27 protein-coding genes are annotated in these 25,955 nt (G+C 67.2%); 15 read left to right on the top strand and 12 right to left on the bottom strand.

The genetic code is table 11. The annotated features are described in order from the left end of the window. The first annotated feature begins 95 nt into the window (after positions 1–95). The 7 genes from Q8S30_RS13250 to Q8S30_RS13280 all read left to right on the top strand — a co-directional run bounded on the left by Q8S30_RS13250 (position 96) and on the right by Q8S30_RS13280 (position 5,493). On the top strand, positions 96–899 hold the full coding sequence (locus Q8S30_RS13250) for a S49 family peptidase (protein WP_305666482.1): 804 nt from the start codon (positions 96–98) through the stop codon (positions 897–899). 1 nt (position 900) lies between these two features. Further along, entirely contained in the window at positions 901–1,056 is a 156-nt protein-coding gene (locus Q8S30_RS13255; protein ID WP_305666483.1) for a hypothetical protein, read from the top strand. Between the two features lie 2 nt (positions 1,057–1,058). Beyond that, a complete protein-coding gene (locus Q8S30_RS13260) occupies positions 1,059–1,850 on the top strand; it encodes an SDR family oxidoreductase (RefSeq protein WP_305666484.1) in 792 nt (263 codons plus the stop codon). 367 nt (positions 1,851–2,217) lie between these two features. Next, positions 2,218–4,161: an excinuclease ABC subunit UvrC gene (uvrC, locus tag Q8S30_RS13265; protein ID WP_305666485.1), complete on the top strand. Its 1,944-nt coding sequence runs from the start codon at positions 2,218–2,220 to the stop codon at positions 4,159–4,161. A gap of 18 nt (positions 4,162–4,179) precedes the next feature. After that, positions 4,180–4,803 carry a CDP-diacylglycerol--glycerol-3-phosphate 3-phosphatidyltransferase gene (gene pgsA, locus Q8S30_RS13270; protein WP_305666486.1) on the top strand — a complete coding sequence of 208 codons (624 nt, stop codon included), beginning with the start codon at positions 4,180–4,182 and terminating at the stop codon, positions 4,801–4,803. 2 nt (positions 4,804–4,805) lie between these two features. Then, positions 4,806–5,051, top strand: a complete 246-nt coding sequence (gene moaD, locus Q8S30_RS13275; RefSeq protein ID WP_305666631.1) for a molybdopterin converting factor subunit 1 — start codon at positions 4,806–4,808, stop codon at positions 5,049–5,051. 1 nt (position 5,052) lies between these two features. Further along, entirely contained in the window at positions 5,053–5,493 is a 441-nt protein-coding gene (locus Q8S30_RS13280) for a molybdenum cofactor biosynthesis protein MoaE (protein ID WP_305666487.1), read from the top strand. A gap of 31 nt (positions 5,494–5,524) precedes the next feature. On the opposite strand, the gene gyrB is transcribed toward Q8S30_RS13280, so the two are convergent. From gyrB to mutM, 9 genes are all read right to left on the bottom strand, one after another. After that, a complete protein-coding gene (gene gyrB, locus Q8S30_RS13285; protein ID WP_305666488.1) occupies positions 5,525–7,945 on the bottom strand; it encodes a DNA topoisomerase (ATP-hydrolyzing) subunit B in 2,421 nt (806 codons plus the stop codon). An 80-nt stretch (positions 7,946–8,025) separates the two neighbouring features. Continuing rightward, positions 8,026–8,646, bottom strand: a complete 621-nt coding sequence (locus Q8S30_RS13290) for a LysE family translocator (protein ID WP_305666489.1) — start codon at positions 8,644–8,646, stop codon at positions 8,026–8,028. Between the two features lie 75 nt (positions 8,647–8,721). Continuing rightward, positions 8,722–9,156: a VOC family protein gene (locus Q8S30_RS13295; protein ID WP_305666490.1), complete on the bottom strand. Its 435-nt coding sequence runs from the start codon at positions 9,154–9,156 to the stop codon at positions 8,722–8,724. Beyond that, the gene (recF, locus tag Q8S30_RS13300) at positions 9,153–10,268 is read right to left on the bottom strand and encodes a DNA replication/repair protein RecF (protein ID WP_305666491.1); all 1,116 of its coding nucleotides are present in this window, start codon (positions 10,266–10,268) and stop codon (positions 9,153–9,155) included. The genes Q8S30_RS13295 and recF overlap by 4 nt, the downstream gene beginning before the upstream one ends. Positions 10,269–10,340: 72 nt before the next feature. Continuing rightward, positions 10,341–11,459, bottom strand: coding sequence for a DNA polymerase III subunit beta (dnaN, locus tag Q8S30_RS13305; protein WP_305666492.1), 1,119 nt, complete (start codon positions 11,457–11,459; stop codon positions 10,341–10,343). A gap of 237 nt (positions 11,460–11,696) precedes the next feature. Then, on the bottom strand, positions 11,697–13,082 hold the full coding sequence (dnaA, locus tag Q8S30_RS13310; RefSeq protein ID WP_305666493.1) for a chromosomal replication initiator protein DnaA: 1,386 nt from the start codon (positions 13,080–13,082) through the stop codon (positions 11,697–11,699). 513 nt (positions 13,083–13,595) lie between these two features. Further along, positions 13,596–13,865, bottom strand: coding sequence for a 30S ribosomal protein S20 (rpsT, locus tag Q8S30_RS13315; protein WP_305666494.1), 270 nt, complete (start codon positions 13,863–13,865; stop codon positions 13,596–13,598). A 109-nt stretch (positions 13,866–13,974) separates the two neighbouring features. Continuing rightward, positions 13,975–14,751 carry an enoyl-CoA hydratase gene (locus Q8S30_RS13320; RefSeq protein ID WP_305666495.1) on the bottom strand — a complete coding sequence of 259 codons (777 nt, stop codon included), beginning with the start codon at positions 14,749–14,751 and terminating at the stop codon, positions 13,975–13,977. Between the two features lie 70 nt (positions 14,752–14,821). Continuing rightward, positions 14,822–15,667, bottom strand: a complete 846-nt coding sequence (gene mutM, locus Q8S30_RS13325; protein ID WP_305666496.1) for a bifunctional DNA-formamidopyrimidine glycosylase/DNA-(apurinic or apyrimidinic site) lyase — start codon at positions 15,665–15,667, stop codon at positions 14,822–14,824. Between the two features lie 129 nt (positions 15,668–15,796). Between mutM and ubiE the strand changes: the two genes are divergently transcribed. Both ubiE and ubiB read left to right on the top strand, forming a co-directional pair. Beyond that, positions 15,797–16,549: a bifunctional demethylmenaquinone methyltransferase/2-methoxy-6-polyprenyl-1,4-benzoquinol methylase UbiE gene (gene ubiE / locus Q8S30_RS13330; protein WP_305666497.1), complete on the top strand. Its 753-nt coding sequence runs from the start codon at positions 15,797–15,799 to the stop codon at positions 16,547–16,549. Further along, positions 16,549–18,078 (top strand): 2-polyprenylphenol 6-hydroxylase, encoded by a 1,530-nt coding sequence (ubiB, locus tag Q8S30_RS13335; RefSeq protein ID WP_305666498.1) that lies wholly within the window; start codon positions 16,549–16,551, stop codon positions 18,076–18,078. The genes ubiE and ubiB overlap by 1 nt, the downstream gene beginning before the upstream one ends. 25 nt (positions 18,079–18,103) lie before the next feature. Here ubiB and Q8S30_RS13340 read toward each other — a convergent pair whose 3' ends face one another. The 3 genes from Q8S30_RS13340 to Q8S30_RS13350 form a co-directional block, all read right to left on the bottom strand. Then, a complete protein-coding gene (locus Q8S30_RS13340; RefSeq protein WP_305666499.1) occupies positions 18,104–18,718 on the bottom strand; it encodes a LysE family translocator in 615 nt (204 codons plus the stop codon). A gap of 78 nt (positions 18,719–18,796) precedes the next feature. Further along, on the bottom strand, positions 18,797–19,462 hold the full coding sequence (locus tag Q8S30_RS13345; protein WP_305666500.1) for a flagellar hook capping FlgD N-terminal domain-containing protein: 666 nt from the start codon (positions 19,460–19,462) through the stop codon (positions 18,797–18,799). 16 nt (positions 19,463–19,478) lie between these two features. Next, positions 19,479–19,871: a flagellar hook-length control protein FliK gene (locus Q8S30_RS13350; RefSeq protein ID WP_305666501.1), complete on the bottom strand. Its 393-nt coding sequence runs from the start codon at positions 19,869–19,871 to the stop codon at positions 19,479–19,481. Positions 19,872–21,956: 2,085 nt separating this feature from the next. Here Q8S30_RS13350 and Q8S30_RS13355 point away from each other — a divergent pair. The 6 genes from Q8S30_RS13355 to Q8S30_RS13380 all read left to right on the top strand — a co-directional run bounded on the left by Q8S30_RS13355 (position 21,957) and on the right by Q8S30_RS13380 (position 25,849). Next, the gene (locus Q8S30_RS13355; RefSeq protein ID WP_305666502.1) at positions 21,957–22,253 is read left to right on the top strand and encodes a rod-binding protein; all 297 of its coding nucleotides are present in this window, start codon (positions 21,957–21,959) and stop codon (positions 22,251–22,253) included. Then, a complete protein-coding gene (locus tag Q8S30_RS13360) occupies positions 22,250–22,621 on the top strand; it encodes a hypothetical protein (protein WP_305666503.1) in 372 nt (123 codons plus the stop codon). Before Q8S30_RS13355 ends, Q8S30_RS13360 begins: the two co-directional genes overlap by 4 nt. Before the next feature lie 258 nt (positions 22,622–22,879). After that, on the top strand, positions 22,880–24,169 hold the full coding sequence (locus Q8S30_RS13365) for a flagellin (RefSeq protein WP_305666504.1): 1,290 nt from the start codon (positions 22,880–22,882) through the stop codon (positions 24,167–24,169). 86 nt (positions 24,170–24,255) lie between these two features. Beyond that, on the top strand, positions 24,256–24,633 hold the full coding sequence (gene flaF / locus Q8S30_RS13370; protein WP_305666505.1) for a flagellar biosynthesis regulator FlaF: 378 nt from the start codon (positions 24,256–24,258) through the stop codon (positions 24,631–24,633). Next, on the top strand, positions 24,630–25,034 hold the full coding sequence (gene flbT / locus Q8S30_RS13375) for a flagellar biosynthesis repressor FlbT (protein WP_305666506.1): 405 nt from the start codon (positions 24,630–24,632) through the stop codon (positions 25,032–25,034). Before flaF ends, flbT begins: the two co-directional genes overlap by 4 nt. Next, the gene (locus Q8S30_RS13380) at positions 25,031–25,849 is read left to right on the top strand and encodes a DUF1217 domain-containing protein (RefSeq protein WP_305666507.1); all 819 of its coding nucleotides are present in this window, start codon (positions 25,031–25,033) and stop codon (positions 25,847–25,849) included. The genes flbT and Q8S30_RS13380 overlap by 4 nt, the downstream gene beginning before the upstream one ends. Positions 25,850–25,955 lie beyond the last annotated feature (106 nt).

The following is a 25,955-nucleotide window of genomic DNA, read 5'->3' on the forward strand; positions in this document are numbered from 1 at the left end:
GCCGCAGCCTATGCGATCCGCGCGCGGGGCGGCAGAAGAAAACGAGGTCCCATCGCAGCCTTGTTTGAGGGCACCCGGCGGACTAGATCGGATGCATGAAAATCCACATCCCCTTCGTGACCAAACCGCCGCGCGTGTCGGTGATCCGGCTGACCGGCGTCATCGGCGGCGCGGGCCGTGTCGGCAGCGGCCTGTCCGATGCAAGCACCGCCGCGCTGATCGAACGCGCCTTCCGCCGTGGCAAGCCGCTGGCGGTGGCGCTGATCGTCAACTCGCCCGGCGGCTCGCCGGTGCAGTCCTCGCTGATCGCGGCCCGGGTGCGGCGGCTGGCGGACGAGTGCAAACTGCCGGTCCACGCCTTTGTCGAGGATGTAGCGGCCTCGGGCGGCTACTGGCTGGCTTGCGCCGCCGATGACATCTGGACCGATGACAGCTCGATCCTCGGCTCCATCGGGGTGATCTCGGCAGGCTTCGGCTTCCCCGAGTTCCTCAGCCGCCACGGGATCGAACGGCGGGTGCATACCGCCGGAGGGTCGAAGAGCTTCCTCGACCCCTTCCGCCCCGAAAAACCCGAGGATGTGGCCCGCCTGATCGCACTGCAGGAGCCGATCCATCAGGCCTTCATCGCGCAGGTCAAGGCGCGGCGCGGCGCCCGGCTGGCAGAGGGGGCGGACCTTTTCACCGGCGAGGTATTCGTGGGCCGGCAGGCGGTGGCTGTGGGGCTGGCGGATGGCATCGGCCATGTCGTGCCAAAGATTAAAGAGCTTTACGGCGACAAGGTGCAGATGGTCCTGCATGAGCAGAAGCGGTCGTTCCTGCGCCGGATGGGGGCCGAGGCGGCCGCGCAGGCGATGACGGCGGTCGAGGATCGGGGCCATTGGGCCCGGTTCGGGCTGTAAGATGATGGTCAAGATCGTCACGCTGTTCCTGATCGTCATGGTCGTGCTGGCCATGTTCGGCGCCTTCCGCCTGAAGCGCGGGGTGCGCCGCTGCCCGGCCTGCGGGCGCTCTCGCATCGGGCCAGGGCCCTGCGGCTGCGGCAAGGGGCGGAGATAGCCATGACCGAACGCTGGCAGGGCAAGGCGCTGGTCACCGGTGGCGCGCGGCGGCTGGGGCGGGCGATGGTGCTGTATCTGGCCGGGCGCGGGCATGATGTGGCGATCCACTATCGCGGCTCGGCCGATGAGGCGGAGGCGACGGCCGATGAGGCCCGCGCCCTTGGCGTGCGGGCGGTGACGCTGGCGGCCGATCTGCTGAACGAGGAGGCGACTGCGTCCCTCGTGCCCGCTGCGGCGCAGGCGCTTGGCGGGCCGCTGACGTTGCTGGTCAACAACGCCTCGATCTTCGAGTACGACACGATCCGCAGCGCCACCCGCGAAAGCTGGGACCGGCATATCGGATCGAACCTGCGCGCGCCCTTCGTGCTGATCCAGGCCTTTGCTGCGCAGGCGCCGAGGGCCGGGACGAAGGATGGCGAGCCGTTGGCGCAGGCGCTGGTGGTGAATATGTGCGACCAGCGGGTGCTGAAACCGACGCCGGAGTTCATGACCTATTCGCTGGCCAAGGCCGGCCTCTGGTCGCTGACCCGCACCGCCGCGCAGGCGCTGGCGCCGGACATCCGCGTCAACGCCATCGGGCCGGGGCCGACGATGCAGGGCACGCGGCAGACCGAGGATCACTTCGGTCGCCAGCGCGCCGCGACGATTCTGAGGCGCGGCGCGGGGCCGGAGGATGTAGCCGCCGCGCTTGGCTATTTTCTTGATGCGCCATCGGTGACGGGGCAGTTGATCTGTACCGATGGCGGGCAGCATCTGGGATGGCAGACCCCGGATGTTCTGGGGGTCGAATGATCCGCTGCCCCCTAGATATTGAGGGGTTCCGGGGCTCTGCCACAGTGGCCGGATCGGCCCCTTGTGTTAACCTTCGTTACCGCGCACCGGCTAGTTGTGCACCCCGGCGACAACGGTCACAAATCCGTTATGAATCCTTTAACCTTATCAGGCGTTTGGCCGTTACGGAAAATAAAAACTAGCTACATCAATGGCTTGGCAATTTGCCTAAAAAACAAGCAAAGCCTTCAGACCGGCCAAAAACAACGGAAATTCGCAGTCCCGGAAAACTGTTCCCCAGAGTTATCCACAGAAACGGTGGAGATGTTTTTCCTTGCCCCCGCCCCCGGATAGAGGCAGCCAAGGGGGGAATCAGAGCCCGCAGGACATGGACCAGCCAGACCCGAATGATATGACCGATCAGGGGGTAGATCAGCCCCTTCCCGCGGAGGCTGAGGCCCCCGCGAAGGGTGCTGCCGCGGTCCCGGCATTGACCGGCCATGCCCTGATCGCAGCGCAGCTGCGCTCGCTCGACAACTCGCCCGGCGTCTACCGGATGCTCGATGCGCAGGCGCAGGTGCTCTATGTCGGCAAGGCGCGCAACCTGAAGGCGCGGGTGTCGAACTATGCCCGCCCCTCGGGCCATTCGGGGCGCATCACGCGGATGATCCGCGAGACGGCGCAGATGATGTTCCTGACCACGCGCACCGAGACCGAGGCGCTGCTGCTGGAACAGAACCTGATCAAGCAGCTGAAGCCGCGCTACAATGTGCTTCTGCGCGACGACAAGTCCTTTCCGAACATTCTGGTCAGCAAGACCCACCGCTTCGCACAGATCAAGAAGCACCGCGGCAAGCGCAGCGAAGCGGGCGCCTATTACGGGCCCTTCGCCAGCGCGGGGGCGGTGAACCGCACGCTGAACCAGCTGCAGAAGGTGTTCCTGCTGCGCAACTGCTCAGACGCGATGTTCGAGAGCCGCACCCGGCCCTGCCTGCTCTACCAGATCAAGCGCTGCGCCGCGCCGTGTGTGGGCTATGTGACCGAGGAGTATTACGCCGGGCTGGTGAACGATGCCGAGCGCTTCTTGCAGGGCCGCTCTACCAATGTGCAAGCGACGCTGGCCAAGGCGATGGCAGAGGCGTCGGAGGCGATGGAGTTCGAGCGGGCGGGGGCGCTGCGCGACCGGATCCGCGCCCTGACCAATGTGCAGCAGGCGCAGGGCGTCAACCCGCGCGGTGTGGCCGAGGCGGATGTGGTGGCGCTGCATATGGAGGGTGGGCAGGCCTGCGTGCAGGTGTTCTTCATCCGTGGCCACCAAAACTGGGGCAACCGCGACTTCTACCCGCGCACACCCTCGGGCGCCGAGGAGCCGGAGGTGCTGCAGGCCTTCCTCGCGCAGTTTTACGATGACAAGGAACCGCCGCGGCTGATCTTGCTGTCCCACGCCATCGACGATCCCGACCTGATGACGCAGCTGCTGTCTGACAGGGCCGGTCGCAAGGTGACGCTTGGCGTGCCAAGGCGCGGAGAAAAGGCCGAACTTGTCGAGAACGCCGCCCGCAACGCCCGCGAAAGCCTCGCCCGGCGGATGAGCGAGAGCGCGACCCAGACAAGGCTTCTGGACGGGCTGGCCGAGGCCTTCGGGCTTGAGGGGCCGCCCAAGCGCATCGAGGTCTATGACAACTCGCACAACCAGGGCACCGATGCCGTGGGCGGGATGATCGTTGCCGGGGCCGAGGGCTTCCTGAAAAGCCAGTATCGAAAATTCAACATCCGCGGCGAAGACCTGACGCCGGGGGATGACTTCGGCATGATGAAGGAGGTGCTGACCCGCCGCTTCACCCGACTGATCAAGGAAGACCCGGGCCGCGAGTCCGAGGCCTGGCCCGACCTCTTGCTGATCGACGGCGGCGCGGGGCAGGTTTCCGCCGTGGCGCAGATCATGCGCGAGATGGGGGTGGAGGATATCCCCATGATCGGCGTGGCAAAAGGCGTGGACCGCGATGCCGGCAAGGAAGAGTTCCACCGCACCGGCCAGCGCCCCTTCGCGCTGCAGCACAACGACCCCGTGCTGTATTTCGTGCAGCGCCTGCGGGATGAGGCGCACCGTTGGGCCATTGGCGCGCACCGGGCCAAGCGGTCAAAGGCGGTGGGGGCAACGCCGCTGGACGAGATACCGGGCGTGGGTGCGACGCGGAAAAGAGCACTTCTGCAACATTTCGGCAGCGCCAAGGCCGTGGCGCGCGCTGGCTTGCATGACCTCAAGGCCGCGCCGGGTATTTCCGAGGCGATGGCGCAGGCGATCCATGACTTCTTCCATGCCAAGGGCTGAACGGGTAGGACTAGGCACATGAGATGGAATATTCCCAACACCCTGACGGTGCTTCGCCTGCTGGCCGCCCCCGGCGTGCCGATCATGTTCCTGTATTTCACCCGCCCCTGGGCCGACTGGGCGGCGCTGGCGTTGTTCCTGGGCGCATCCATTACCGACTGGGCGGATGGCTACCTCGCGCGGCTGTGGAACCAGCAGACCCGCTTTGGCGCGATGCTGGACCCGATTGCCGACAAGGCGATGGTCATCATCGCGCTGGTGGTCATCACCGGCTATTCCGGGATGAACCCCTGGCTGATCCTGCCCGCCACCGTGATCCTGTTCCGCGAGGTCTTCGTGGCCGGGTTGCGCGAATTTCTGGGGGCACAGGCAGGCTTGCTGCAGGTGACCAAGCTGGCCAAGTGGAAAACCACGGCACAGATGGTCGCCATCGGCGTGATGTTCCTTGGCACCGGCCTGACTTATGTCGCCCATGGCCGCGGGCCAGAGGCGGGCGGCGCGATCCGGTGGGCCGAGGGCGCAGCGGGATGGGCCACGGTGGGCGGGCTGGTGCTCATCTGGGTCGCGGCGGCACTGACGCTGGTCACCGGCTGGGACTATTTCCGTAAGGCGCTGCCCTATCTCAAGGATCCGCCAAAATGAGGCTGGACGTGCTCTATTTCGCCTGGGTGCGTGAGCGGATCGGGCTGCCGAAGGAACAGGTGGAGACCGAGGCCGTAACCGTCGCCGATCTGGTCGCCGAACTGATGCTGCGCGAGGAGCGCTATGCCGCCGCCTTTGCCGACATCACCGCCCTGCGGGTGGCGCTGGATCAGGAGCTGGCGGAGTTTTCGGCACCGCTCGCGGGTGTGCGTGAAGTGGCCTTCTTCCCGCCGATGACCGGGGGCTGAGATGGCGGTCCGCGTGCAGCCAGAGCCCTTCGACTTTGGCGCCGAGGCGGCGGCCTTTGCCAGCGAAGCGACCAGTGCCGGCGCGGTCGTCACCTTCCTCGGCGTGGTGCGCGACGACAGCGGCACCCTCGCGCGGATGGAGATCGAGCATTATCCGGGCATGACCGAGCGCGCCCTTGCCACCATCGCTGCCGAGGCCACGGCCCGCTGGCGCCTGCTGGACGCGCTGGTGATCCACCGCCACGGCGCGCTGCTTCCCGGCGAGGCCATCATGATGGTCGCCACCGCCGCGCGGCACCGGGCCGAAGCCTTTGCCGCGGCAGAGTTCCTGATGGATTATCTCAAATCCCGCGCGCCATTCTGGAAGAAGGAGTTCGGGGCAGACGGGGCGGCCTGGGTCGCGGCCAAGGACAGCGACGAGGATGCGCTGACCCGCTGGTAGGGCAGAGGGCCAAGCCCCCTGCCCCGCCGGATCAGAAGTCCAGGTTTTCCACGTTCAGCGCGTTTTGCTGAATGAACTCGCGCCGCGGTTCGACCACATCGCCCATCAGCTTGGTGAAGATGTCATCGGCCTCGGCCAGATCGTCGACCTTCACCTGCAGCAGCGTGCGCGCCGACGGGTCCAGCGTGGTTTCCCACAGCTGTTCGGGGTTCATCTCGCCCAGACCCTTGTAGCGCTGCAGGCTGAGGCCCTTTTCGCCCTCGGCCAGGATCGCCGCCAGCAGCTCGATCGGGCCGTGGATCAGCTGCTCGCGGTCCTTGCGGACCAGCTTGGCCGGGACGGTATAGACATCCTGCAGCGCCTGGGTATGGGCCGACAGCCGCCGCGCCTCGCCCGAGCGCAGGACGGCTCCGTCGAGCGTGCGAACCTCTTCCACGCCGCGCAGGCTGCGGGTGAAGCGCAGCCCGTGGTCCTGCGTCGGGCGGCCCTGCCAGCCACGTTCATATTCCAGCGCCACGATATCGAGCCGCCGCGAGACCGCATCGGCCATGCCCTGCGCATCGGCATCCACCAGCCCGGGCATCAGTGCGCCGGCAATCGCCGCCTGCTCGATGATCCGCTGCGGGTAATGCGTCGGGAAGGCCTGCAGGATCCGGCGCACGACGCGCGCTTCCTCGACCACGCGGCCAAGGTCCTGCCCCGTGATCTCCTCGCCGGTGCCAAGGCGCAGCATCGCGCCCTCAACCCCTTGCTGGATCAGGAATTCATCGAAGGCGACCTGATCCTTGAGGTAAACCTCGGACTTGCCGCGCGCCACCTTGTACAGCGGCGGCTGCGCGATATAGAGGTGCCCCGCCTCGATCAGCGAGGGCATCTGCCGGAAGAAGAAGGTCAGCAGCAGGGTGCGGATATGGGCGCCGTCAACGTCGGCATCGGTCATGATGACGATCTTGTGGTAGCGCAGCTTGCCGAGGTTGAACTCGTCGCGGCCAATGCCGGTGCCAAGCGCGGTGATCAGCGTGCCGATCTGGTCCGATCCCAGCATCCGGTCGAACCGCGCCCTCTCCACGTTCAGGATCTTGCCGCGCAGCGGCAGCACGGCCTGGTTCTTGCGCTCGCGCCCCTGCTTGGCCGATCCGCCGGCGGAGTCCCCTTCCACCAGGAACAGCTCGCTCAGCGCCGGATCCTTCTCTTGGCAATCGGCCAGTTTGCCGGGCAGGCTGGCGACGTCCATGGCGGTCTTGCGGCGCGTCAGCTCGCGCGCCTTGCGGGCAGCTTCGCGGGCCAGTGCCGCCTCGATGATCTTGCCGACGATGATCTTGGCCTGCGCGGGGTTCTCCTCAAACCATTCGCTCAGCTTCTCGCCCACGAGGTTCTCGACGGCGGGGCGCACCTCGGAGGAAACCAGCTTGTCCTTGGTCTGGCTGGAGAATTTCGGGTCCGGCACCTTGACGGACAGCACGCAAGTCAGCCCCTCGCGCGCGTCATCGCCGGTGAAATCCACCTTCTCGCGCTTGGCGATGCCCGAGGATTGCGCATAGGCGTTAATGGTGCGGGTCAGCGCGCCGCGAAAACCGGCCATATGGGTGCCGCCGTCGCGCTGCGGGATGTTGTTGGTGAAGGGCAGAACAGTCTCGTGGTAGCTGTCATTCCACCACATCGCCACTTCGACGGTGATCCCCGCCCGCTCGCCGATGATATGGATCGGGTCGGGCATCGCCGGGGTCTTGGATCGGTCGAGGTAGCGGACATATTCCCGAACCCCGCCCTCATACATGAACTCGGTGCGCAGCGGCTCGGCGGGGCGTTCATCCTCGATGATGATGCGGACGCCGGAGTTCAGAAATGCCAGTTCCCGCAAGCGGTTCTCCAGCGTCTTGAACACGTAATCGAGGTTCGAGAAGGTCGTGGTGGAGGCGAGGAAGCGCACCTCGGTGCCCTTCTCGCCCGGCAGGGCATCGCCCACCACGCGCAGGTGCTCGACCGTGTCGCCGCGCTCGAACCGCGCATAGTGTTCCTTGCCGTTGCGCCAGACCCGCAGCTCCAGCCAGTCGCTGAGCGCGTTCACCACGGACACGCCGACGCCGTGCAGCCCGCCCGAGACCTTGTAGCTGTTCTGGTCGAATTTGCCGCCCGCATGCAGCTGGGTCATGATGACCTCGGCCGCCGAAACGCCCTCTTCGGTGTGGATGTCGACCGGGATGCCGCGGCCGTTGTCACGCACGGAAACGCTGGAATCGGCATGGATCTTGACATGCACATGATCGGCATGGCCGGCCAGCGCCTCGTCAATGCCATTGTCCACGACTTCATAGACCATATGGTGCAGGCCGGACCCGTCATCGGTATCGCCGATATACATGCCAGGACGTTTGCGAACAGCGTCCAAGCCCTTGAGAACCTTGATGGAATCGGCGCCATATTCTTCTGGCACGCGGATGTCGTCGGTCATTCTGAGCGTCCTGCTTCTTGGTTGCCGATTTATACGGGCAACGGGCGGGAATGTCACGCCGATGACACAAGATTTAGCGGTCAGAGCAGGGCGATGGCGAGGCCGACCACGATCAGCAGGGCGCCGGCAATCCGGTTGGTCCAGACCAGCGCGCCGGGGCTCGACAGCAGCTGCCGGGCGCGCGAGACGGCGAAGGCGGTGAAGAGGTTGCCGGTCAGCGGGATCGCGGCCGAAATGGCCAGAATCACGGCAATATCGGCAGGACCGACGCGGGTGAGGTCGAAGAATCCGGGCAAAACGCCCATGTAGAAGAGGATCGCCTTGGGGTTGCCGAGGATCGCTGCGACGCCCGCCGAGAAGCCCGCCCAGAGGCCGGGGCGGGTCATCCGGCCATCGGTGGTCAGCGGTCGGGCGGCATGAGCGATGAGGCCGATCCCCATCGCCGCGAAGATCGCGGCGGCGACCCAGCGGAGCGCATCCATTAGCGCCGCCTGCTGGTCGGCAATCCAGGAAAGGCCGAAGATGGCGAACAGCGGCCAGACGACATCGCCGACCGTCACCCCCACCGCCAGCGGCCAGGCAGAGCGGAACCCGCCGGTCAGCGCGCGGGCAGAGAGAGCCACGAAGACCGGGCCGGGGGTTACCCAGAGGATTGCCAGTGCGCCGGCGTAGAGCAGCAGACCGTCGCCGCTGAGGGTCATTCAGCGGGCCGCGAGGCGATGTGGAAAGGATATGGAAGGCATGCAGAAACCATACATACGATTGTCCGCATCGTCCTACTCGGCCGGCTTCGGCAAGGTCAGCGAGCCATCAGCCGCCAACGGCCAGAACGGGTTCATCGCCACCTCCCAGACATGCCCATCCGGATCAGCGTAGTACCCGGAGTAGCCACCCCAGAACACCTCCTCCGGCGCCTTCAGCGGCACCGCCCCGGCGGCCAGCGCCTCGGCATAGGCGGCATCGACCTGCGCCTGCGTCTCGAAGTTCTGCGCCAGCGTCGCGGCCCCGGTCCCAAGCGCGGCGCCGGGGCGGCCCTGATCCGCGGCGAGGTCCGCGAGCCCGAACAGGGCCAGTGCCGCGCCATGCATCTGGTAGAAGCGCGCGCCCTCGGCCACTTCCGCCGGCTGCCAGCCAAGCGCGGCGTAGAAGGCGGCGGCGCGGTCCAGATCGGCGACGCCGAGGGTGATCAGGGTCACACGCTGGGGGGTCATGGCAGCGGCCTCTCGCTCAAGGCGGACAGGCCGCCGGTTTCCGTCACCTCGAAGCCCTGCGCGCGGGGGCCGAGCGTATCGAACAGCTCAGCCCCGGTGCCGGTCAGGAAGGCCTGCGCCCCAAGCGCGCAGATTTCGTCATAGAGCGCGGCGCGGCGGGCGGCGTCAAGATGCGCCGCCACCTCGTCCAGCAGCAGGATCGGCGGCGCCCCGACATCCTCGGCAAGCGCGCGGGCATTGGCGAGGATCAGCGAGATCAGCAGCGCCTTCTGCTCACCGGTCGAACATTGCGCGGCGGGCACGCCCTTGGCGGCATAGGTAGCGGCGAGGTCGGCGCGGTGCGGGCCGATCAGCGTGCGACCGGCCGCCATGTCGCGGCTGCGGCCCCGGGCAAAGGCCTCGGCCAGCGCCTCGGCGCCCTGGGGGTCGCCCGCATCCTCGGGGCCGGTCAGCGCCAGATCGGCAACGGGAAAGGCGGTATCGCTGGCGGCCTGTGCGGCGGCGATCCGGGCCAGCGCGGCGGCGCGGTTGATCTGGATCTGCGCGCCCTGCTCGGCCATCTGTGCCTCCAGCGCCGCATACCAGCCGGTATCGCGCACCATGTCCTTCAGCAGGCGGTTGCGTTCCCGCATCGCCTTTTCATAGGCCAGCACGGCTTCGGCATGATGGGGGGCAAAACTCAGCGTCAGCCGGTCCAGAAACCGCCGCCGCCCCTCGGCCGCCTCGATCCACAGCCGGTCCATGCTCGGCACCAGCCAGACGATGCGGCAGATGCGCGCCAGCGCCGCTTGCGGCGCGGCCTTGCCGTCGATGCGCACGGCGCGCGGTTGCCCACCTTCTGCGGTGGTCTCCAGCTCATGGATCGCCGCCCCGGCCTGCAACAAAGCCGAGACCTTCCAGCCAATCGCCTCGGGCCGCCGCGCCAGCTCCTCCGCCCCCGCCCTCCGTAGCCCGCGGCCCGGCGAGAGCAGCGACACCGCCTCCAGCACATTGGTCTTGCCGGCCCCATTGGGCCCCCAGAGCGCGACAGGCCGCCCGTCCAGCACCAAAGCCGCCCGGCGATGCGAACGGAAATGCGACAGCAGCAGCTCGGTCAGGTAAAGCCCGGCCACCCCTGCCCCCTTCTTGCTGGTAAAAATATCCCACGGGGGTGCGGGGGTGTGAAACCCCCGCTTGCCCGCGTGTTACACGCGCATCGGCATCACGACATAGACCGCCGAGGTATCATTGCCCTCGCGCATCAGCGTCGGATCGCCGCTGGAGTTGAACAGGAACACCGCGTTTTCACGGTCCACCTGGCTGGCGATTTCCAGAAGGTATTTGGCGTTGAAGCCGATCTCCAGCCGCTCGTCGCCATAAGCCACCGCCAGCTCTTCCTCGGCGGCGCCGCTGTCGGGGGCGTTGACCGACAGGACCAGACGGTCCTCATCAAGGCTCAGCTTCACGGCGCGGCTGCGTTCGGACGACACAGTCGCCACGCGGTCCACCGCCTTGGCAAATTCGCTGGCATCCACTTCCAGCCGGCGCGTGTTGCCGGTGGGGATGACGCGGGTGTAATCGGGGAAGGTGCCGTCGATCACCTTGGAGGTGAGGGTGATGGCCGGTGTGGCGAAGCGGATCTTGGTCTCGCTGACGGAAACCGCAATCTGCGCCTCGTCATCATCCAGCAGCTTGCGCAGCTCGCCCACCGTCTTGCGCGGCACGATCACGCCCGGCATCCCTTCGGCGCCCGGCGGCAGGGCAGCGTCGATGCGGGCGAGGCGGTGGCCGTCGGTGGCGACGCAGCGCAGCACGGGGCCGTCTTCGCCAGTCGAGACATGCAGGTAGACGCCGTTGAGGTAGTAGCGGGTTTCCTCGGTGGAGATGGCGAATTTCGACTTGTCGAACAGGCGGCGCAGCACCGGCGCGGGGGCCGAGAAGTTCGCGGCATATTCCGACGAGGCCATCACCGGGAAGTCTTCCTTCGGCAGCGTGGCGAGGTTGAAGGTGGAGCGGCCGGCGGTGACGGTCAGGCGGCCGGTGGCGCCATCGTCGGCCAGGGTGATCAGCGCGCCATCGGGCAGCTTGCGCACGATCTCATGCAGCGTGACGGCGGACACCGTGGTGGCCCCGGCGCGGTCGACATGGGCGGGGGCCTTGTCGACCACCTCGATATCCAGATCGGTGGCGCGGAAGCTGACGCGGTCGCCTTCCGCCTCGATCAGCACATTGGCGAGGATCGGGATGGTGTTGCGCCGCTCGACAACCGACTGGGCCTGACCGACCGCCTTGAGGAGCGCGGCACGCTCGATGCTGAATTTCATCCTAATCCCCCATGTCGCCGGGAGGGGAAGACTAGCGCAAATCCCCCGAGGCTCAAGTATTTTGCGCGACTGTCGGCTGGAACGGCAGGGCCGTCAAGGGCCGCCCGGCGCGGGTGTTGCGGCAGTGCGGCGCGGCGACGTCAATGTTGTGACATTTCGGCCGCCCTGCCGGGCACAAGCGGCCCCGGCGGGGCCGCCAGTCTCGGTGCAAGGCGGCCGAAGGGGCCGCCGGGGGCGTCAGGCCGAGATGAGCCGGCGCAGCAGTTCCAGATCCTCGGCCAGCTGGCTGTCCGCGGCGCGCAGCTCGTCAATCTTGCGGATTCCGTGCATGATCGTGGTGTGATCGCGCCCGCCAAAGCGGCGGCCGATTTCCGGCAGGCTGCGGGTGGTCATGTGCTTGCACAGGTGCATGGCGATCTGCCGCGGGCGGGCGATGGTGCGCACCCGCTTGGGCCCGATCATGTCCGACAGGCGAATGTTGTAATGCTCGGCCACCTTGCGCTGGATTTCCTCAATGGTCACCCGGCGGTCGCTGTGGCGGAGGATATCGGCCAGGCAGTCCTGCGCCAGATCGAGCGTAATCTCGCGCCCGACAAGGCTGGCGAAGGCAAAGAGGCGGGTCAGCGCGCCTTCCAGCACGCGGACGTTGGTGGTGATGCGGTGCGCAAGGAACTCCAGCACGCCGGGCGCGAGTTGCAGGCCGGCATATTGCTGGCGGTAGCCTTCGGCCTTGGTCTGCAAGATGCCGAGGCGCAGTTCATAATCGGTCGGGTGCAGGTCGACGACCAGCCCGCATTGCAGGCGCGACTTGATGCGCTCTTCCAGATCCTTGATCTCGCCCGGGGCACGGTCGGCGGAAATCACGATCTGTTTGTGCTGATCGACCAGCGCGTTGAAGGTGTGGAAGAACTCTTCTTGCGTACTGTCCTTGCCGGCGATGAACTGCACGTCATCGACCATGAGGACGTCGACAGAGCGGAACAGCTCCTTGAAATCCATGATCTGCTTTTCGCGCAGGGCCTGCACGAAGCGGTACATGAACTGCTCGGCGGACAGATACAGCACCCGCGCCTCGGGCTGGCGCAGCTGCAGCTCATGCGCGATGGCGTGCATGAGGTGGGTCTTGCCGAGCCCGACGCCGCCATACAGGAACAGCGGGTTGAAGGTGACCGGGCCACCCTCGGCCACGCGGCGCGCGGCGGCATGGGCCAGCTCGTTCGGCTTGCCGACCACGAAACTGTCAAAGGTGAAGCGGCCATCGAGGGGCGCGCCAGGCAGCTCGCCATCGTCGGACCCGCGGCCGTTCAGGACCGAGCGGGCGGGTTTCTTCGGGGTGGCCTTGACCTCCGGATCGGCAAGGCGCGCGGCCTGAACCGGGCGGGTGGCCGAGACGTGGAATTCGAGGCGATCCACCTCTTGCCCCGACTTGTTCAGCAGGCTGCGGATCTGGTCGCCGAAATTGCGCGAGACCCAGTCGCCCATGAAGCTGTTGGGCACCTCGATCCGGGCGATCCCGCCCGAGAGGTCCGCGAGCTTCAAGGGCTCGATCCAGGTTACGTAGTTGTTCTTGCCCACCGCTTTGAAGAGTTCATCCCGCACGCGCCCCCAGGTATCGTTCGTCATTATTATGTGCCCGTCCGTTTCATCACTGTTACGCGGCAACAGATGCCGCGAGGTCAGCGATTCGACTCGCCCTAGGACGCCGCGCCAGAGGACGCGGAGCAGCCCCGGAAAAACCGGGATTTCGGACAGCCAACACGCAAACATGCGCCGGAGACCCCCCTCCGGACATGTCGGACACGCTGGTCGCAGGACAAACGGCAAACCCCTTGCCGCTGGCCTGACATGATGATCCATCCGGCCGCCCCGGCAGCGGGGCTTCCGTCGTTTCGCGGCCTGGCAGGGCCGCGATTGCTGATGGATTACACCATGTCCCCCCAAGACGATGTGAATCGCATGTCAAAGGTAGCAAGCCGGTGGAAGCCTGTGCAACCGAACTTCACGCTTGACTCGGACCGAATCCGGGGGGGCGGGCAAAACGGCCACAAGCCCCTTGAAAACAAAGGGAAAAGATAAAAGGACGCAGCATTTCTGCTGCGTCCTTTTAGGATTGCGAGGGAATGCGCTGCGGCCGCTTCAGGCGACGGCGAGAGCCTTCACGCGGGCCGACAGACGCGACATTTTCCGCGCCACGGTGTTCTTGTGCAGAACACCCTTGGTGATGCCGCGGGCCAGTTCCGGCTGCGCGCTTTTCAGAGCGGTGGCGGCAGCGCCTTGGTCGCCCGAGGCCAGCGCCTCTTCGACCTTGCGCAGGTAGGTGCGAATGCGCGAGCGGCGCGCCTTGTTCACGTCTTGCCGGCGCTCGTTCTGGCGTGCGCGCTTCTTGGACTGGGGCGTATTGGCCATGTGTCGGTTTTCCGTTCGAGTTCGGGTAAATCTGAAGCCGCGCTTCTAGTCGCGACTCGGGGGCAAGTCAACTGGGCCCGGGCATATTCACGCCCCGACCGGCAGGTTTTCAGCGGTCGCGGAACTGCGGCTGGCGTTTTTCAAGGAAGGCGCCCATGCCTTCCTTCTGGTCTTCGGTCGCAAACAGGGCGTGGAACAGCCGGCGTTCGAACAGAACCCCTTCGCGCAGGGTGGTTTCATAGCTGCGATTCACCGCCTCCTTGACCGCCATCACGGTCAGCGCGGATTTCTCGGCGATCTTCTTGGCGATGGCCAGCGCCTCGGGCACCAGCTTGCCGGGCGGGACCACGCGGCTGACGAGGCCCGAGCGTTCCGCCTCGGCCGCATCCATGAAGCGGCCGGTCAGGTGCATGTCCATCGACTTGGACTTGCCGACGAAGCGGGTCAGCCGCTGGGTGCCACCGATGCCCGCGACGACGCCAAGGTTGATTTCGGGCTGGCCGAACTTGGCGGTTTCCGAGCAGATGATGAAGTCGCACATCATTGCCAATTCGCAGCCCCCGCCAAGGGCATAGCCCGACACGGCGGCGATGATCGGCTTGCGGACGCGGGCGATAGCCTCGCCTTCCGGGGCGAAGTAATCGGCGCCGAACATGTCCACGAAGGTCTTGTCGGCCATTTCCTTGATGTCGGCGCCGGCCGCGAAGGCCTTTTCCGACCCGGTCAGCACCATGCAGCGCACCTTGTCATTCGCATCAAGGGCCCTCAGCGCTTCGGCCAGCTCGCCGAGCATCTGCGAGTTGAGGGCGTTGAGCGCATCTGGCCTGTTGAGGCGGATCAGGGCGACGGAGTCTTCAATCTCGACGATCAGCGTCTGGTAGGCCATCGGGCAACACCTTTCCTTCGGTCCGGCCAGACTCCTAGCAGGACGGGTGCCATTGGCAAGCAGGTTTGCCCTAATGCTGGCAGGACGGACACCAGAAGGTGGAGCGGCCGGACTGCACAATCCGCGTGACGGTATCGGTGCAACCGGGGGTAACGCAGGGTTCGCCTTCGCGGCCATAGACGCGGAAGGCGTGCTGAAAATAGCCAAGCTCGCCGCCGGTCTGGCGGTAGTCGCGAAGCGAGGAGCCGCCCGCCTCGATCGCTTCCGCCAGCACGTCACGGATCAGGGGCACCAGCGCGGCGGCCTGCGGCGCGGTCAGGCTGCCGGCGGCGCGGCGCGGGTCGATAGCGGCGCGGAAGAGCACCTCGCAGACGTAGATATTGCCAAGGCCGGCGACGACGCGCTGATCGAGCAGCAGCGCCTTGATCGGCGCGGCGCGGCCGTGGAGACGGGCGGCGAGGTAGGTTTCGTTGAAGTCATTGCCGAAGGGTTCGGGGCCGAGGCCCTTCAGCAGCCAGTGGGTGTCGCCCGTAGGATAAAGGTCCATCGCGCCGAAGCGGCGGGCGTCGTTGAAGGTGACGCGGGCGCCGCCCTCCATGCTCAACACCACATGGTCATGCTTTTCGGGCGCGGGGTGGTCATGGTGGAACTCGCCCAGCATCACGCCCGAGACCAGCATCCGGCCCGACATGCCAAGGTGGATCAGCAGCGTCTCGCCGGTGGAGAGGTCGGCCAGGATGTATTTCGACCGCCGCCGCAGCGCCAGCACCTGCGCGCCGGTCAGCCGATCCGCCATCCTCTCTGGGAATGGCCAGCGCAGGTCGGGGCGGTTCACGGCCGCGGCAAGGATCGCGCGCCCTTCCATCGCCGGCAAAAGCCCGCGGCGGACGGTTTCGACTTCGGGCAGTTCGGGCAAGGCAGGGACTTTCGGTTGGCGGTTGCGCGCCTGCCCGATCTAGGGCGGCGCGGCCTGCGGCACAATGTTGGTTGGCCTCGGCCCGGATCGGAGTATATCCCCCCTGAGGCAATTTCGGGCAGGGCGCAGATGACCGACGACACGCAAACGACGACGCATTTCGGCTTTCAGACCGTGAACGAGGGCGAGAAAGCCGGGATGGTGCATGGCGTGTTCAGCCGCGTCGCCTCGAAATACGACATCATGAATGACGTGATGAGCGTAGGCATCCACCGCGTCTGGAAGGATGCGATGATGGACTGGCTGGCGCCGCGGCCGGGGCAGAAGCTGCTGGACGTGGCGGGGGGCACCGGCGATGTGGCCTTCCGCTTCCTGCGCCGCGCGCCGGGGGCGACCGCGACCGTCTGCGACATGACCGAGAGCATGTTGATCGAGGGCCAGAAGCGGGCCGAGGCGGAGAGCCTTGCCGAACAGCTGGACTGGGTGGTGGGCGATGCGATGGCCCTGCCCTTCGCGAACAGCAGCTTTGACGTCTATACGATCAGCTTTGGCATCCGCAACGTGACCCGGGTGCAGGACGCGCTGACCGAGGCGTTCCGGGTGCTGCGTCCCGGCGGGCGGCTGATGGTGCTGGAGTTCAGCCAACTGCCGAACGCGGGCCTGCAATGGGCCTATGACCGCTATTCCTTCAACGTCATCCCGGTGATGGGGCAGGTGATCGCGGGCGACCGTGACAGCTATCAGTACCTCGTGGAATCGATCCGCAAGTTCCCCGATCAGGAGACCTTCGCGGGCATGATCCGGCAGGCGGGCTTTGGCCAAGTGAAATACCGCAACCTGACGATGGGTATCGCTGCGCTGCATTCGGGCTGGAAGATCTGATGCGCGGCCCGCACAACATCTGGCGGCTGATCCGCACCGGCGCGACGTTTGAACGCACCGGGGCGATGAAGGTCGCGCTGGAGGCGATGGACGTACCGCCGCGGCTGCGCCTGCTGGCGCGGGTGATGGGATGGCCGTTCAAATGGCTGGGCTACCGGGGTGATCCGGCGCTGCCGCCGGTGACGCGGGCGATCACCGCCTTGGGGCCCGCCTATATCAAGTTCGGGCAGGTGCTGTCGACGCGCCCCGATGTGGTGGGGCCGGAGTTGGCACTGCAGCTGCGGATGCTGCAGGACCGGCTGCCGCCCTTCGACATCGCCACCGCCAAGGCGAGCTTCGAGAGCGATATCGGCCTGCCGGTCGACCAGGTGTTCAGCGCGTTTTCCGAACCTGTAGCCGCTGCGTCGATTGCTCAGGTCCACCGGGCGACGCTGGCCGCGACCGGGCAGGACGTCGCCGTCAAGGTGCTGCGCCCGGGGATCGAGCGGGCCTTCCGCCGCGATGTCGATGCCTTCCACCTTGCCGCCGCGATCATCGAGCTGGCCTCCCCCGCCTCGCGCCGCCTGCGCCCGTCAGAGGTGATCCGGCATTTCGAGGGCGTGGTTCTGGGAGAGCTGGACCTTCGGCTGGAGGCAGCGGCGGCTTCGGAATTCGCCGCCAACACCAAGGACGATGCCGGCTTCCGGGTGCCAACACCGGTCTGGCACCTGTCGGGCCGCCGGGTGATGGTGATGGACTGGGCCGAGGGCACGCCGATGGGCGATGTGCCAGCCATCGTGGCGGCCGGGCATGACGCCCCGGCGCTGGCGCGGCGGGTGCTGGAGCTGTTCCTGAGCCATGCGCTGCGCGACGGCTATTTCCACGCCGACATGCATCAGGGCAACCTGAAGGTCGCGGCGAATGGCGATATCATCGCCTATGATTTCGGGATCATGGGTACGATCGACGAATATACCCGCCGGGTGTATGCCGAGATCCTGATGGGCTTCATCGCCAAGGATTACCGCCGCGTGGCCGAGGTGCATTTCGAGGCGGGCTATGTGCCGCGCGACCGCGATGTCGACGCCTTCGCCCGGGCGCTGCGGGCGGTGGGTGAGCCGATCTTCGGCATGGATGCCAGCCAGATCTCGATGGCGCGGCTGCTGGCCTATCTGTTCGAGGTGACAGAGCGCTTCGGGATGGAGACGCGGACCGAGCTGATCTTGCTGCAACGCACGATGGTGGTGGTCGAGGGCGTGGCCCGCTCGCTCGACCCGCATCTGAACATGTGGCAGGGCGCACGCCCGGTGGTGGAGACCTATATCCGCGAGAACCTGGGGCCCCGGGCGATGCTGCGCGACCTCGCCCGCACCGCCCGGGTGCTGGGACGGTTCGGGCCAAGGCTGCCGCAACTGGCCGAGGCAGCGCTGATCCGCCAGACCGAGCCGGTGGTGGTGGTGACGGTGCCGTCGCGCCGGCGGGCCGCCGGGCTGATGGCACTGGGGGCGGCGATTGCGCTGGCGGGCGTGGCGGTGGCGGAGATGCTGTGAGGGGGTAAGTCCCCCGCCGGCCGGTTCAGGCGGCCACCTTCTCGGATCGCGCAAGCAAGATCGCCGCGCCGCCGAGGAGCCCGGCGGAGGTGCGGTTGACGATACGGCGCCGGAGCGGGGTCAGCACACCGGCCCCGAGCGCCGCGCCGGCGCTGACCCACAGCAGGGCGGCAAGTCCCTCGGCGACGAGATAGAGCCCCCCGAGCGCGAACAGCTGCAGTGTCACGGGACCGGCGTCGTTCAGGAACTGTGGCAGGAAGGCCGTCAGGAGCAGATAGGCCTTCGGATTGCCCATGAGGGTCATGAACTCCCGTCTCCTCAGGGTCGAGGCATCCGGAACCTCGATCTCTGCCGCCACGTCAGCCGTCCAGAATTGCCGCGCAAGATACAGCAGATAGGCGACACCGAGCCACTTGAGCGCCACGAATGCCATCTCGGAGGTTCGCAGCAGCGCATCGAGGCCCAGAGAGACGAGGACGACCAGAACGACCCATGCCGCCAGACGGCCGATGACACCCTCGGCCGCAGGTCGCCACCCCGCTTTCGTGGCCGAGGTGAAGGCCAGAAGATTGTTCGCGCCGGGCGATGCGCCAAGCAGGAATGCGGCAGGCAGGAAGATCAGGATCTGGTCCAGCGTCATGCGGCGTTTCCTTGCCCAATGTGGAAGGGCACCGCGTCAGTATCACGGAACACGTCCGGCACACCAGCTAGCGCCCCCTCACTCCGGCGTCCGCAGCGCCGTTACCGCATCCGCCGCCACCTCCACCCCGCCCTCCAGCACCAGCATGACGGCCCCGGCCTCGCTGCGGGCCTCGACGATCTTGCCGTAGGTCTCCACCGGGTCGGTGCCCATCATCTCGCCGCCCCTGGAGCTGATCAGGCGGAAGCTGTAGGCGCCCTCGGGCAGCGGGGTGCCGGCGCTGTCGGTGCCGACCCAGTCGATCTCGCCAGCGTTCAGCGGCACCGGCTCTTCGGCGACCAACCTGCCGGCCGCGTCATAGACCGCCAGCACCGCCGCATCTGCCCCGGCCCGCGGCGCGAGGGTCAGTGGCAGCGGCGCGCCGTCGAACCAGGCCGGCGCCTCGGCCCGCGCCTCCATCCCGACCCAGCCGGCGAGGTCGGACATGTTCATCAGCCCCACCTGCCCGATCAGCCCCTGCAGCAGGTCATTGGTCTGCACCTGCTGCTCCACCCCCGAAAACGTCGCCAGTTGCACGGCGAAATCCGAGGATTCCATCGGGTTGAGCGGGTCCTGATTTTGCATCTGCGTGGTCAGCATCAACAAGAAGGTTTGGAAGTCGCTGCTGATCACCGCGCCGGAGGCGGCGGGGGTGGCTGCGGCGGCCGAGGGGGCGGTTGCGGGCTGGGTTGCGGTGATGGTCATCGGGGGCTCCTGAAGGTCAGATGCGCAGGTCAAGCCCGCCGGCGGGGGCGGGGCGGCGGGGGGCGGGGGCCGTGGGCAGGGCGGCAGGTGCGGCGGCCTCGGCGGGGGCGGACGCATCAGGCAAGGCGGAGTGCGGGCCCGCCTGCGGGCGCCGGTCCTGCTGGGTGAAGCTGAAGGACAGGTCGGAAAAGCCGATCTCGCGGAAGTCGCGGGCCAGCTGGTCGATGTTGCGGCGCATGAGGTCGAGCGTTTCGGGCCGCTCGGCGCTGACGGCCAGGACAAGGCCGGCGTCCGAGGTGGAAAGGGTCAGCCGCACCCGGCCCAGTTCTTCGGGCGAGAGGGTCAGTTCGACCGGGCGGTCGGGGAAGCGCGCCACCGCCTCGGCCAGTTGCGGGCCAAGCGCGGGCATCGGCGAGGCGAGAGTGGCGGGGCTCTCGGCGCCGCGCGGCGCGGGAGGATCAGACGGGGCGAGGCCGGACAGCAGCGGCGCGTTCGGCGCCAGCGGGGGCGCCGACTCTGGCGAAGGCGGTTGCGCCTGGCCCGCTAGCAGTACGGCGGCAGACGCTTCGGGCGGCGCAGACTCGGCAGCAGCGCTGCGCGGGGGTTGGGGCCCGGGATCGGATGGGGCGGCAGCGGCGGCGTGCGGCTGCACGGGTTGGACGAAGCCGGGCATTGGCGGGGCGAGCAACGGCGCGGCTAGCTGTTGGGCGGGGGAAGTCAGGGAGGGCGTCTGGGGCGAGGGTGTTGGGGATGCGGGCGTTTCGGGAGACGCTTGCCGGGCAGCGGTCGCTAGCGGCGCGGCGTCGGGCACAGGGCGCGCGGTGGCGGTGCGGCCATCGGCGGCAAGCTCGGCCGCGAGGAGACCGGACACCGGGCGCTCGGCACTGAGGCGCCAGGCCTTGGGCGCGGTTGCGAGCGCGGAAGCGGGCGGGACGGAGGGGAATGCCGGGTCTTGCATCGCCGCGGGCGCGATAGCGGTGAGAGTGGTTGTCGGTTGTCCGGGCACGGTTGGCGGAACCTTCACGCCGGCGACGGGAGCATCGTCAGGCGCCGGCTTTGCGGGCAGTGGCGTGACCAAGGGCGCCCGGCGCGGGGAGGACGCGGTGACCGGGCCCGGGGTGATGGGTGTTGGCGTCGGTTGGGCGCCCCTCGGCGCGCCGGTGGCCGAACCGTCGACCGGCGTAAGTCTGCCCTGCCAGAGCGTCAGAGCCGGATCGGCCGCTGCAGCTACAGTGGCCGGAGGAACCAAGACAGCGGTATCCCGAAGCGAGGCCAAAGGTTCGAAAGCGGTTCGGGGGACGTCGGTCGCGGTTGTCTCTTGGACAGACAGACCGGCCGGAAGGGGCGCCGATCCCGGCGCCGTCAGGGCAGTGGCGGAAGGGTGGGCGGTGGAAGGGGCAACGCCCGGGCCGGGTGACGGCCCTGCGGCGGGATCGGTATCCTTTGACTGCGGGATAGAGAGGCCCGCCACCTGAGTCTCGTTATCTTGTGAACCGGCCGCGGTCGGGATGGCCACGGTCGGCTGGGCGGGGAACGCGCCGCCGGCCTTGCTGCCTGCTGCCCCGTCCGCGGCGCTGAATATCGGGGCCTGCGGTGTCCCTTGGCCGGCAGCCTGCGCCGCGGCGGGGTTTTCCCGCAGCAGCGAGGGCCGCCGCGGGGGGGGCCATCCGGACTGCGCAGCAGGTTCCGCGGCTCTGGCCTCGCGGGCGTCGCCCGGATCCGGAACGGCGCCCGCCATGGCCGCAGCGATTGCATCGCTGGAGGCAATGTACGGGGCCGGGGCTGGCAGCGGGGTAATGCCGGGCAGTGAGGACTCTGGCGCTGCCCCTCCCGGCAGCATGGGGGTTTGGGCCGCGCTGCGCAAAGGGCCCGGCGGTACCTGAGCCAGCGCGGAGACGGAGGGTTGCCCCTCGACAAGCGGCTGTGACGCCGCTGCCGCACGCGAGGCTGCGGCCAGCGGCGGCGTTGCGGCCGGCAGTGCCGCCAGAGCGGGAGAGAGGAGCGCCGGCGGCGCGAGCACTCCAGCCGCAAGGTCTGGCAAGGCTGTAGGGTCCGGCTCGGGCAGGAGACTGCGCCGGGACGGGGCGACGGCGGGGTCGGAGAGAGCGTCGCCTTCAGGCTTGGCGTCGGCCTGCAGGGTTTCGGTCGCCATCCCGAGGGGCAGGCTGACAGCAAGACGCCAGAGTGGTGGCGCTGGCGCAAGCGAGGCAGACCCAAGGCCAGACCCCGGCCCTGCAACAGGCGGAAGATCGGGATCAAAGGGGTCCTGCCCCGGCTGCACGGTGCCCGCCGACACAGCCGGAGCCGCCGCAAGGGAAGATGTCAGGGCGGGAAGGGCCGCCTCGCCCGGAAATGCCAGTGTCATTCGCACCACGACTTCTGCCGTCAATGCCTGCACCCTTGCAGCACAAGGTTACCGGATATTTACCCCCGCCCCCCCATGCTGCGGAAAGTCCGGCCAATTCGACAGGCCGCCCCGCCCCGAGGACCGCTGATGATCGCTGCGCAGCACCCTGCCGTTTCCGCCCCACCCCGGCCTGAGGGGAGCGCGCCCCCGCGGCGCGATGCCGCCCTATGGGCCGCGGCGCAGGATCTGGAGACGGCGTTCCTGGCCGAAATGCTGGCTGCCGCGTGCCTTGGCGCCGCGCGGGGCAGCTTTGGCGGCGGGGCGGGAGAGGAGCAGTTCGCCTCGTTCCTGCGGCGCGAACAGGCCGGTGCAATGGTGCAGAGCGGCGGGATCGGGCTTGCCGAGACCCTGTATGAGGCGTTGAAGGAAACGAGGACCGAATGACTGACGAAATGCAGATCCTGCACCGACTTTCCCGGCTGCTGGAAGATGAAGCGAACGCGATTCGCGCCGGGGATCTGCAGAAACTGGCGTTGATGCCCCAGGAAAAAGTGGCGCTGGTCGCCGCCCTGGAGGCGCGCGCGCAGAGCCCGCAGCCGGCGCAATCGGGCGAGGCCGCGGCGCTGGCCCGGCTGCGGCAACAGGCGGCTGCCAATCAGCGCCAGCTTGGCGTCACGCTGAAGGGGATGCGGTCCGCCCTTCAGCGCATTGACGGTCTGCGGCGCGCCGGGCGCAGCCTGCAAAGCTATGATGCCTCGGGCCGCCCGCAGATGATCGGCGCCCCGCAGGGCAACCTTGAGCGGCGCGCCTGATCCGAACGGCCAGAGGTACAGGAGCCGCCTCACCCACGTTAAGGCAAGTTGCGGATTTTTCGAAAAATCCCGGGACTTGGGACGGGTCGCTTAGCACTCTCTTAGAGATTGGCGGCGATGGTCGCCCTTGCATCCTTGAAGGGGGTGACGCGGCAACGGGGATTCCCGGCCGCACAGGTCAGAATGCCAGAAATCGCTGCCCGGAAGGGTGGCATGTGAAACACCCGGTGCAAAGCGCCGACGCTTAAGGATGACCAAATGTCGAGCATTCTGACGAATACCAGCGCGATGGTCGCGCTGCAGACGCTGAAAGGCATCAATACCGGCCTGGCCAAGACCCAGTCCGAAATCGCCACCGGCAAATCGGTGGCGAGCGCCAAGGACAACGCCGCGGTCTGGGCCATCTCGAAGGTCATGGAATCGGATGTGAAAGGCTTTTCCGGCATCTCGGACAGCCTTTCACTGGGTGAGGCCACCGTTGCCGTGGCACGCAAGGCCTCTGAATCCATCACCGACCTGCTGACCAAGATGAAGGGCAAGATCGTCTCGGCGCAGGAAGAAAACGTCGATCGCGGAAAGCTGCAGACCGATATCGACGCACTGGTCGATCAGATCGGCACGGTGGTGGGCGCCGCCCAGTTCAACGGCCTGAACCTGATCGACGGATCAAGCACCGCGGACGTCAAGGTCCTGTCCTCGCTTGACCGCAAGTCGGACGGCACGGTGAGCGCCAGCCACATCTCGGTCGAGCGTCAGAACCTGTCGGTCACGGGAACCGCCACCCCGCAGGCCTTCGGCACCGGCACGCTCACCACGCCCGGCGATTATCTGAGCGGCGTGGGCACCACGACCACCGCCGCGACGGCGCCGACCCTCACATCCGTTGCTGCGGCGGGCGTGATCAACATCACCATCGGTCAGGTGGCGGCCGGCACCGGCTACGAGATCACGCTTGATGACCTCGTGATCAACACGGCGGGTGGCGGCACAGCAACGGGCTCGCGCACCTTCCAATATGTCGCCGGCACCGATGATGGCACTGCCGAAGTCGCGAGCAACCTCATCTCGCAGATCAATGCCTTCTTCGGCGCCGCAACCGACGGGGACTATACCGTCGAGGTGGGCAGCAGCGACAACATCATGACGATCACGAACGGTTCCGGCGCCGCGATCGAGGCAGGCCTGCGGGCGACCTCGGGTGGTACGGCCGGCCCATCAGGTGCTGCGGGCCTTGGCGCGCTGAGCACGCTCGACGTGACGACGACCTCCAACGCCGCTGGCGCATTGGCCGCCATCGAGGGGCTGATCAAGAACTCGGTGGACGCTGCTGCGGCCTTCGGCTCGGTCGAAGACCGGATCACGACCCAGAACGACTTCATCTCGAATCTGTCCGACGCGATGAAGACCGGGATCGGGGTGCTGGTCGATGCCGATATGGAAGAGGCCTCGGCCCGGCTGCAGGCGCTGCAGACCCAGCAGCAGCTGGGTATCCAGGCGCTGTCGATTGCCAACCAGCAGCCCCAGAACATCCTTTCGCTGTTCCGCTGATGACGGCCGGGGGCGCGCCGCGGCGCGTCCCCTCTCCGCGCGGCATCGCCGCGTTCTGACGTCCACAGCCACAGGAAGGATTTCCCGTGAACGCCGCCCATCTGGCCAAAACGGCCTATGCTGCCCCCGACCAACCCACCCGCACCCTGCGCGGCACCGAATACGAGGTCTTCGCCCGAATTACGCACCGACTGAAAGCCGCCAGTGCGCTTGGCGACGCAGGTTTCACCTCGCTGGCCCGCGCGATCCATGACAACCGCCGGCTGTGGACGCTGCTGGCGGCTGACGTGGCCGACCCCGGCAACCAGTTGCCCGCACCGCTGCGGGCCCAGATCTTCTACCTTGCGCAGTTCACCAACCTGCACTCCTCAAAGGTGCTGGCCAGCAAGGCGACGGCCGAGGTTCTGGTGGACATCAACACCTCGATCATGAAAGGCCTGCGCGAAAACGGTGGCGAGCCATGACCGGGTTGGTCCTGAAACTCGCCCCCAAGGAGCGGGTGCTGATCAACGGCGCGGTCATCGAGAATGGCGACCGCCGCTCGCGCCTCGCGATCATGACGCCGAATGCGCATATCTTGCGGCTGCGCGATGCGATCCACCCAGAGGAGGTGACAACGCCGGTGCGCCGGGTGTGCTATATCGCCCAGCTTGTACTTTCAGGTGACACGGATGCCGCGCAGGCGCGGATGCAGCTTCTGCGCGGGATCGAGCAGCTGAGCCAGGTGCTGACCGACCATGACAGCCGGGCGCATCTGACGATGGCGACGACCGCGGTGCTGGAGGATCAGCATTACCAGGCGCTCAAGGCCCTGCGATGCCTGCTGCCCCGGGAGGAGCGGCTGCTCGCCGCAGCGCGGACATGACCTTTGCCCCGGTGGTGCCTTTCGCGGGGTTCGCCGGCTGGTCTTTCTTGACCCGCACGATGGAGGCGCAGAAACAGGCCTTCACCGAGCAGGCCAGCGTACAGCGCGACACCGAGTACTTTCGCGAGAAGATCGGCAGTGTGACAACCGCCGAAGACCTCGTCGCTGATCGCCGCCTGCTGAAGGTGGCGCTTGGCGCCTTCGGGCTGCAGAATGACATCGACAGCCGGTTCTTCATTCAGAAGGTGCTGTCCGATGGCACGCTTGATGACGGCGATCTGGCCAATCGTTTGGCGGACAAAGCCTATTTCCAGCTGGCGAGTGCCTTCGCCTTCGACCTCGCCACCCCTAGCACCCAGATCTCGACCTTCGCCGACGATATCATCGCCGCCTATCAGGATCGCCAGTTCGAGGAGGCCGTGGGGGAGGTCAATGACGAGATGCGCCTTGCGATGAATGCCCGGCGCGAGCTGGAAAAGCTGGCGGGCAAGCAAAGCTCCGAAGATACCAAATGGTTCACGATCCTGGGCTCCGCACCGCTGCGGAGCGTGTTCCAGACCGCCTTTGGCCTGCCCACAAGCTTTGCGGCGATTGACCTCGACCAGCAGCTCGGCACGATGAAGAGCCGGGCCGACCGCTATCTTGGCAGCAGCGAGGTCGCGCAGTTTTCCGATCCGGCGCAGGTGGATGACCTGATCAAGCTGTTCCTGCTCCGCTCGCAGGCGCAGCAGGTCGCCAGCATCAGCAGCGGTGCCGCGGCGCTGACCCTGCTGCAGAACGCGCAATCCGGGAGCCTGCTGTCGCGGTTGGCGTGAGGGGTCCTCGCGCGAGAACAGATAGGCAAGGGGTCACCCGTAGGGCAGCCAAGTTGCCTGCCCGTCTAGGGACTGTGACCAGCGCCGCGAGGCCTGCTTCCGCCAG

This window comes from Frigidibacter sp., from assembly GCF_030695035.1.
Classification (GTDB): domain Bacteria; phylum Pseudomonadota; class Alphaproteobacteria; order Rhodobacterales; family Rhodobacteraceae; genus Frigidibacter.

Coding starts and splice junctions, on each gene's coding strand:
- dnaA (WP_305666493.1), bottom strand. CDS start 13,082: ATGACGAACGATACCTGGGGGCGCGTGCGGGATGAACTCTTCAAAGCG.
- gyrB (WP_305666488.1), bottom strand. CDS start 7,945: ATGACCGACGACATCCGCGTGCCAGAAGAATATGGCGCCGATTCCATC.
- ubiE (WP_305666497.1), top strand. CDS start 15,797: ATGACCGACGACACGCAAACGACGACGCATTTCGGCTTTCAGACCGTG.
- Q8S30_RS13360 (WP_305666503.1), top strand. CDS start 22,250: ATGACTGACGAAATGCAGATCCTGCACCGACTTTCCCGGCTGCTGGAA.
- Q8S30_RS13295 (WP_305666490.1), bottom strand. CDS start 9,156: ATGACCCCCCAGCGTGTGACCCTGATCACCCTCGGCGTCGCCGATCTG.
- Q8S30_RS13320 (WP_305666495.1), bottom strand. CDS start 14,751: ATGGCCTACCAGACGCTGATCGTCGAGATTGAAGACTCCGTCGCCCTG.
- Q8S30_RS13340 (WP_305666499.1), bottom strand. CDS start 18,718: ATGACGCTGGACCAGATCCTGATCTTCCTGCCTGCCGCATTCCTGCTT.
- Q8S30_RS13365 (WP_305666504.1), top strand. CDS start 22,880: ATGTCGAGCATTCTGACGAATACCAGCGCGATGGTCGCGCTGCAGACG.
- Q8S30_RS13355 (WP_305666502.1), top strand. CDS start 21,957: ATGATCGCTGCGCAGCACCCTGCCGTTTCCGCCCCACCCCGGCCTGAG.
- pgsA (WP_305666486.1), top strand. CDS start 4,180: ATGAGATGGAATATTCCCAACACCCTGACGGTGCTTCGCCTGCTGGCC.
- Q8S30_RS13380 (WP_305666507.1), top strand. CDS start 25,031: ATGACCTTTGCCCCGGTGGTGCCTTTCGCGGGGTTCGCCGGCTGGTCT.
- Q8S30_RS13345 (WP_305666500.1), bottom strand. CDS start 19,462: ATGACCATCACCGCAACCCAGCCCGCAACCGCCCCCTCGGCCGCCGCA.
- Q8S30_RS13350 (WP_305666501.1), bottom strand. CDS start 19,871: ATGCCCGCGCTTGGCCCGCAACTGGCCGAGGCGGTGGCGCGCTTCCCC.
- dnaN (WP_305666492.1), bottom strand. CDS start 11,459: ATGAAATTCAGCATCGAGCGTGCCGCGCTCCTCAAGGCGGTCGGTCAG.
- Q8S30_RS13260 (WP_305666484.1), top strand. CDS start 1,059: ATGACCGAACGCTGGCAGGGCAAGGCGCTGGTCACCGGTGGCGCGCGG.
- Q8S30_RS13255 (WP_305666483.1), top strand. CDS start 901: ATGATGGTCAAGATCGTCACGCTGTTCCTGATCGTCATGGTCGTGCTG.
- flbT (WP_305666506.1), top strand. CDS start 24,630: ATGACCGGGTTGGTCCTGAAACTCGCCCCCAAGGAGCGGGTGCTGATC.
- Q8S30_RS13280 (WP_305666487.1), top strand. CDS start 5,053: ATGGCGGTCCGCGTGCAGCCAGAGCCCTTCGACTTTGGCGCCGAGGCG.
- ubiB (WP_305666498.1), top strand. CDS start 16,549: ATGCGCGGCCCGCACAACATCTGGCGGCTGATCCGCACCGGCGCGACG.
- Q8S30_RS13290 (WP_305666489.1), bottom strand. CDS start 8,646: ATGACCCTCAGCGGCGACGGTCTGCTGCTCTACGCCGGCGCACTGGCA.
- uvrC (WP_305666485.1), top strand. CDS start 2,218: ATGGACCAGCCAGACCCGAATGATATGACCGATCAGGGGGTAGATCAG.
- rpsT (WP_305666494.1), bottom strand. CDS start 13,865: ATGGCCAATACGCCCCAGTCCAAGAAGCGCGCACGCCAGAACGAGCGC.
- Q8S30_RS13250 (WP_305666482.1), top strand. CDS start 96: ATGAAAATCCACATCCCCTTCGTGACCAAACCGCCGCGCGTGTCGGTG.